The sequence below is a fragment of the Chthoniobacter sp. genome, assembly GCF_040003245.1.
Classification (GTDB): Bacteria; Verrucomicrobiota; Verrucomicrobiia; order Chthoniobacterales; family Chthoniobacteraceae; genus Chthoniobacter.
On sequence record NZ_JBDUCX010000284.1, the window covers coordinates 1 to 8,000 of the forward strand.

Annotated in this window: 3 protein-coding genes; all 3 read left to right on the forward strand. The window is 61.1% G+C overall.

All coding sequences use genetic code 11. From position 1 onward, the window contains the following. Positions 1–3,486, forward strand: a 3,486-nt coding sequence (locus ABJF10_RS26945) for a bifunctional serine/threonine-protein kinase/formylglycine-generating enzyme family protein (protein ID WP_348547721.1), incomplete at its 5' end; no start/stop codon positions are given. Between the two features lie 77 nt (positions 3,487–3,563). Continuing rightward, a complete protein-coding gene (locus ABJF10_RS26950) occupies positions 3,564–5,105 on the forward strand; it encodes a tannase/feruloyl esterase family alpha/beta hydrolase (RefSeq protein ID WP_348547722.1) in 1,542 nt (513 codons plus the stop codon). 357 nt (positions 5,106–5,462) lie between these two features. Beyond that, the coding region (locus tag ABJF10_RS26955; protein ID WP_348547723.1) for a PAS domain S-box protein at positions 5,463–8,000 on the forward strand (2,538 nt) is incomplete at its 3' end.

Consider the following 8,000-nt stretch of genomic DNA (forward strand, 5'->3'; position numbering starts at 1 on the left):
GTCAGCGTTGACAAGGACTTCGCCGACCGCTTCGTGCGCGAAGCCCGCGCCATGGCCCGGCTCAATCACCCGAACATCATCACCGTCTTCGATTTCGGAACGACCAGCGAAGGGCACCTCTATTTCGTCATGGAATACGTCGAGGGCGCCAACCTCGCCGACGTCATTCACCAAACCGGGCTCGACGGCCCACAGGCGCTCTCCATCGTCGAGCAGTGCTGCACCGCGCTGGCCTACGCCCACGGCAAGGGCATCGTCCATCGCGACATCAAGCCAGCCAACGTCATGATCGACACCGAGAGCCAGGTGAAGGTCGCCGACTTCGGCCTCGCCCGGCTCATCGACCCCGGTGCCGAGCCAATGGGCCACACCATGACCGGCACGGTCATGGGCACGCCCGACTACATGGCTCCCGAGCAGATGAAGGGCATGAACGTCGACCACCGGGCCGACATCTACAGCCTCGGCGTCATGGTTTACGAGATGCTCTGCCGCGAAGTCCCCCGCGGCATCTTCCATCCCCCTTCGCAGCGCACCGGTTGCGATGAGCGCATCGACAACATCGTCATCCGGGCCATGCAGCAAGCCCCCGAGCACCGCTACCAAAGCACGCAGGAGATGAAAGCCGACGTGGTCGACGCGCGCGTGCCCGTCACGCAAGAGAGTGTAGGACGCGTGTCCTCACGCGTCGGGGGCGCGCCGCTGGCCGGTGAGGACACCGGCCCCACACCTCGGAAGCCAGCGCCGCTGCCACCACCGAAGAAGCCCGCCACCCCCATGGCCCCGGGCCAGCGCAAAGCCCCCGCCTCCAACCCACTCGGCTTCGGACAAGCCACCGAGATCGATTCCCGCCCCCCATCGCCGGCAAAGCCTGCGGTGATGAAAGCCATCCCGCCGCCGGCACCACAGAAATCCAAGCTGCCGCTGTACGGTGGCCTCGCCGCTGGCCTCATTGCACTGGGCGTCGTCGCAACGGCCCTAGTGCTCAAACTCGCGGGGACACGTCCCAGCGTGCCGCTGGCTTCCCCATCTCCATTCGCCAGCAGCGATCCACACGAGAGATCGCCGCAAGATGCCTCTTCCAGTTGGAAGCCGCTGTTTGCGGATACCGAGTGGGGAAAGTACGTCCTAGGCGAGCGCGAGTTCCAAGACGGATTGCTCCACCTCCACGCGAGTGCGGGCGCGCTCGTGGGCTTTGTCAAACCGCAGCTTGCGGCGGACGGCGCGATTCGCGCCCGGTTGCACATCCGGGAAGGCGCCGGTGAAGCCGGGTTGGTCGTCCGCGACAGCCCGACATCTGGCCATTACAAACTGGTGTTGGGAAAGGATCTGAGAAACGTCAGCCTCTTCTTTTTCGACAAGCCCAGCGGCAAATCCGAGAGACTTGGCGTGGCCTATTCATTGCCAGAGGCGCTGCATCCGGGGGCCACTCTGGATTTGGAGCTTCGGGTAAAAGGCGACCAGTTCACCGGGGTGGTCAACGGGGTCGTGGCGATGGAGGCCCGGGACCACCGGCCCCCGGTCGTTGGAAGGTGGGGGTTCAAGGCTCAGGAAGGATGGTACGAACCGCCGGAAGTCCTGTGGACTCCGGTCAGCGGCGACGGAAGCGCGAGAGCATTTCCATCCGAAGCACCTGAGCCCGGCGCGATCCGCCTGTGGGATTCACCGGAGAAGGTGCCCAAGGATATGGAAGGGGTGGGTTGGAAGGACAATGCGCTGTTCTTGAGCGGACAAAACCAGACAGCTAGAGAGGGAACGCGGGTCCTGAGTCATAGAGATGTGCTGATCCGTTTTTCTTTGCGCATGAACCGCGACGCTCGAGCGGCTTCCCTAGTCATTCGCGACAGCGGCACCGCTTTGAATCCCAAGGAATATCGCCTCTCGATTAGCCCGGCGGAGAAGCGAATCGAATTTTTAGACGGAACCGTATCCCCGTGGAAAACATTGAAACGGTGGGCTTGGCCGCAGAGCTATGCGGAGGATGAGTGGATGCGGGTGGAACTGCGCGCCGTCGGTAATGAATTCAGCATCTCAATAAACGGAAAGCCGCTGGAATCCTTCCGCGACGCCGCGCTACTCAGCCCCGGTATGACCAGGCTCGGTGGTCGAGAAAACTGCTACTTCCGCGACATCGTCTATGTGCCGCTGGACAAGTCGGACGCCGGAGCAGCGGTCCCTGAGCCCTGGCAGGACATCATCGTCGATCCGATTCGATTCAGCTTGATCGAAGGTGCGGAGATCGTGAACGGGACGCTGAAGCTGCCGTTCAACGCCACCGCCTCCGTTAAAGGCGACGTCACTGATGGGGCGATCCGCATGGTGACGACCTTCGACTCCCAGAACCATGGACAGGAGCTTTGGGCCCGGGCGCAAGATCGCCAGGGCTACTCCGTCGCCGTCACGTCCAATTCCCATCTGGTCTTAAAGCGTCGTAGCGGAGACGTCACTACAACCCTCTTCGACTACCTGCCGCCCACGCCACTCTCACCCGCCAGCGACTATGAAATGGAAATGCGGGCGGCCGGTTCCACGATCACCGTGAAGCTAAACGGCAAAGTCGCAATCGAGGTGAACGACGACACTTCTCCCAAAGGCAGGTTCTCGGTCAGGAATTACATGACCGACGCCGTCATCCTCAAGTCACTCCAGTTCCTGCCGCTCGGTGGCGGAAAAGCGCAGTCGTCCACAGGGGAAGTCGCGTCGTTGGGCGGCGCGACCAAGGAGAAACCCTTCGTGAACACGCTGGGCCAGGAGTTCGTGCCGGTGCCGGGGACGCCGGCGCTCTTCTGCCGCTGGGAAACGCGCGTGCGGGATTACGCGGCATTCGCGCAGGCCAGGACGGTGAACGCGAACTGGAAGGGCGCGGCCCTGAACGGCGTCTCCGTGAGCCGCGAGTCGCAGGATCCGGTGTGTTCCGTCGATTGGGACGATGCCCAGGCTTTCTGCCAATGGCTCACCGAAAAAGAGCGCGCGGAAGGCAAGCTACCCAAGGGCATGAGCTATCGTTTGCCGACCGACGAGGAGTGGAGCCGGGCCGTGGGGTTGGGGAAGGAAGAAGGCGCGACGCCGAAGGAACGGAATGGAAAAAACCAGACGGCTCTTCCATGGGGCACCAGCTTTCCACCGCCAAAGGCGAAGGTGGGAAACTACGCGGATGAAACGCGCAACGCGAAGTTTCCTAACTCCAAATACATCGAGGGTTACACGGATGGCTTCGCGACGACTTCGCCCGTTGGGAGCTTTGCGCCGAATGAATTCGGCATTTACGATCTTGGCGGCAATGTCTGGGAGTGGTGCGAGGACTTTTTTGAGCCAGGGAGTCCCGAACGGGTGCTGCGCGGAGCCTCGTGGAATGACAGCGAGCGCTACAATCTGCTATCGGATTACCACCATCGTAGCGATCCCGAAAATCGCGCCTTCAACGTCGGCTTCCGCGTCGTCCTCGCTCCTGCAACGGCACCACCGCATTCCGCGTCCGGTAAATGACGGGACAGCAGCGGGGCGTCCCCCCAAAAAAACCGTTCCCGGAAGCCACCATTCCATTTTCCTCCCTCCCTAGCTCCATGAACCAACGAATCCTCTCCCCCGCCGTCGCCGTGCTCCTCGGCTGCGTCTCGCTCCATGGCCAGAGCCCGCTCGAGGCCGTGCGCGGCCCCTCCGTGGACGACCGCCTGGCGGTGCTGAAGGCCTTGAAGATCGACGCCGGCACCATGGCTCTGCTGGAACACAGCGATGCTCCGACGATGACGGCCCCCGACGGCAAAGCCCTCGGCAATTTACCTCCGCGAACCATCGTCAAGCTGGTGCTCAATCCCGCCAAGGGCTCCAACATCAACGTCGAAATCTGGCTGCCGGACGCCGGCAAGTGGAATGGCCGCTTCCTCGGCCTCGGCAATGGCGGATCCGCAGGCCACATCAATCCCGGCAGCCTGGCCGGGCCGCTCGCCGAAGGCAGCGCCGTGGCGACGACGAACATGGGCACCGCGCCAAACGCCGACTCCGGCGTGGGCAACCGGGAAGTCTGGAAAGACTTCGGCTTTCGCGCCACGCACCTCATGACGCTCTCCGCCAAACAGATCGTCACGGCCTATTACGGCAAGGCGCCGGAGTTCTCCTATTTCAGCGGCGGCTCCACCGGAGGCCAGCAGGCGCTGCAGGAAGCGCAGCGTTACCCCGAGGATTACGACGGCATTGTGGCCGCGATCCCCGCGCATTGCCGCACGCCGCTGCACGCTTACTTTTTGTGGAACGACCAGATCCTCAAGAAGTGCCCCTTCACGCCGACCCAGGAAGCCAGCGTCATCGCCGCGGCGAACGATTACTTCGCGGGCCGCGAGGCTCCTGCGGTCGCCGGGAAATTCATCTCCGACCCCCGCTGCAACGCCAAGGATATCGCGGCCGTCATCGCGCTGGCCCTGCAGAAGGATCCGACCCTCACCCCGGAACACGCGGCCGCGCTGCGCAAACTCTTCGGCGGCCCGCGCCACGCCGTGACCGGCGAGCGCATCTTCAACGGCATTCCCCTGGGCAGTTCCCTCAGCGCCGCGCATGGACATCTCTATCTCTTCAAGTGGGTTTTCGGCGCGAACAAAAAGCTGGAGGACATCAATTTCGGAGCCGACATTGATACCTACACCGCAGCGCTCGGCCCTTATCTCAACGCCGAAAACGCCGACCTCAGCGCATTCGAGAAACGCGGAGGCAGGCTCATCATGACCTCCGGCACCGCCGATTCCGTGGTACCCTACACCGCGACGCTGGACTACTACGAGCAAGTCATCGAGCACTTCGGCAGCCTCGAAAAAGTCCGCTCGTTTTTCCGCTACTACCTCATTCCCGGCATGGCCCACGGCGGCGGCCCCGGCCTCAACCAACCGCCCAACACCCTCGAGGCCGTGCGAACCTGGCGCGAGAAAGGCACCGTCCCGGAAATGCTTCCCGGCCGCCGCGTCGTAGATGGAAAAAAGGAACTGGAGATACCCCTCTTCCCCTATCCCACCAAAACCGCCTGGGACGCCGCCACCTCCACCTTCCACCCCGCCGACGGCCCCCGCGGCGGCGTAGAACGCGTCGCCCCCTCCTTCCGCCCCACCACCGCCGAATAGCCGGTCACCGCAGGCCACCGGCGTGGAGAGGCGCTTGTGCCAAGCGCCTTTCGTTGGCCGGCTGAAACGGCCCCCTTTACAACTAACTTCATCCCCGCCTCGGTGACATTCGCCTTGCCCGATTGCCACAGTTCCGCCGCGCGCTCGATCACCTCCCCGGAGGGGCCGTGCAACACTCGCGGTATCACAATTATGGTTAAACCTACCTGCTTTAGCGCTTGCGATTCGGACGAATCGTTGCAGACTGTTGTCGACGTTGAGGGGAACACGCGGTTATGCAAAGACACTTTTCGCATTCCGGTCGGGTACAGAGGATAAACCACTCTGCTCTCCGGCCACATCCCCCAGAAACGTAAGATGGCCGAGCCCCCCAGCTCCAAATCTAGCGAGCCGCAACTTGAGGCGCCGCTCAAGGATTACATTCAGTTGTGCGCGGCACTGAACGAGCACTCGATCGTGGCACGAACCGACGCCGCGGGGAAGATCACTTTCGTCAACGACAAGTTCTGCGCGATCTCGAAGTATTCGCGCGAGGAACTATTGGGCCAGGATCACCGGATCATCAATTCCGGCCATCATCCCAAGGAGTTCATGCGCGAGCTTTGGGCGACGATCAAATCGGGTCGAATCTGGCACGGTGATATCAAAAACCGCGCGAAGGACGGTTCGACTTACTGGGTCACCACCACCATCGTCCCCTTTCTCGACGAGCAAGGCGAACCGCGGCAATTCGTGGCGATCCGCACCGACATTACCCAGCGCAAGCAAAGCGAAAAGGAATTGCGGTTTGCGGCGGCTCGATTCTCGTCGGTCTTCCGGTCGAATCCCGCCGCCATCGCGATCAATACCATCGCGGACGGCCGCATCATCGACGCCAATGAACGTATCTGTGAATTCTTTGGCTGGGCGCCTCAGGAGGCTATCGGGAAGTCGATCTTCGAATTGGGAGTCTGGGCGGATCTGGCGCAGCGGGAGCCGTTGATAGCGCGATTACGCGAAACGGGTTCGGTCCGCGATGCGGAGGTTCAGTTGCGACGCCGAAACGGCGAATTGCGCGATGTTCTGCTGTGCATGGAGCGACTGGAGATGCCCGGGGAAGCCGAGTCGGTGCTGGTCGCCATGTTCACCGATGTCACCGAGCGCAAGCAGGCCCTGGAACGCGTTGAGCGGTTAAACCGCACTTATGCGGTGTTGAGCGACATCAACCAGAACATCGTGCGCGAGAAAGACCCGGATACGATGTTGGAGAGGAGTTGCCGGATCGCCGTCGAGAAAGGTTTGTTTCGCATGGCCTGGGTCGGATTTCTAGACGAACGCAACGGAGGCCTGCTGGTGGCCGCCAAGGCAGGAGATGCGGGAGATTACCTGGAGAAGCTGAATATCACGCGCGGTGACCCATCTCGTGGACGTGGTCCGAGTGGAGAAGCGGCGGCAAGTGGCCGGCATGTGGTCTGCAACGATATTGAGCGCGATCCGTGCATGCTTCCGTGGCGGGAAGATGCTTTACGCATGGGGTTCCGCGCCTCCGCAGCGTTTCCACTCAAGATTGAGGACAAAACCATCGGGGTTTTCACTCTCTACTCGGGGACCGCGGGGTTCTTTGATGCGCAAGAACTGAGTTTGCTCGACGAACTGGCCACGGATATCTCGTTCGCCCTCGAAGTAAACCGGCGCGAGGTGGAGCGCCGGAAAATGGAGGAAGAGTTGCGCTGGCGGACCGCCTTCTTTGAGGCGCAAGTGAATTGCGCTTTGGACGGGATCCTGGTTGTCGGCATTGAAGGGGAAAAGATTCTCCAAAACGAGCGGCTGGGTGAAATGTGGAAAATACCCCCGAAGATCGCGTCCGAAGGCGAGGATGCCCGACAGGTTCAGTTCGTTGCGAGCCAGACGAAAAATCCCGGGCAATTTATCGAAAAAGTCGCCTATCTTTATTCCCATCCAGATGAAATTAGCCGGGATGAGATTGAATTGGCAGATGGCAGGATATTTGACCGCTACTCGTCGCCCGTTCGAGACAAAGCAGGAACCCATTACGGCAGAATCTGGACGTTTCGCGACATTAGCGAACACAAGCGCGCGGGTGCGCGTATGGAGCTGCAATTAGCAGCGTTGAATGCCGCCGCCAATGCCATCGTCATCACGGACAAATTGGGCAGAATCGAATGGGTCAACCCGGCTTTCACTACGACCACTGGCTACAGCGCGGATGAAGTCATGGGGAAGAATCCGCGAGTGCTCAACTCGGGCGAGCAGTCGTATGAATTCTTCGAGAGCCTGTGGCAGACCATACTGGCTGGGAAGGTGTGGCGTGGGGAACTGGTCAACAAGCGTAAGGATGGCCAGCTTTATACGGAGGAAATGACGATTACGCCGGTGCTGGGTGCGGACCGCCGGGTCATGCATTTCGTGGCCGTCAAACAGGACATCAGCGAGCGAAAGAATCTCGAACATCAATTTCTCCGCGCGCAACGCATGGAAAGCATAGGCACGCTCGCCGGCGGCATCGCTCACGATCTCAACAACGTGCTCGGGCCCATCATCCTGTCCATTGACCTTCTTCGGATGAAATTCCCGGAACCTGAAAATCAGGAATTGCTGTCCATCATTGGCACGAGCGCGCAACGCGGAGCAGCGATGGTGAGTCAGGTGCTTTCCTTTGCCCGGGGCATCGAAGGCCAGCGGGTCGAGTTGCAGATAAAGCACGTCTGTCGGGACATCGAGAAGATCGCCAACGAAACGTTCCTCAAGCATGTTCAGATCCACACAAATCTTCCGGTGGACTTGTGGACCGTGATGGGCGACCCGACGCAGCTTCACCAAGTCCTGCTGAATCTTTGTGTAAACGCGCGCGACGCCATGCCCAACGGTGGGGAACTCAGGCTATCCGCGGAGAAT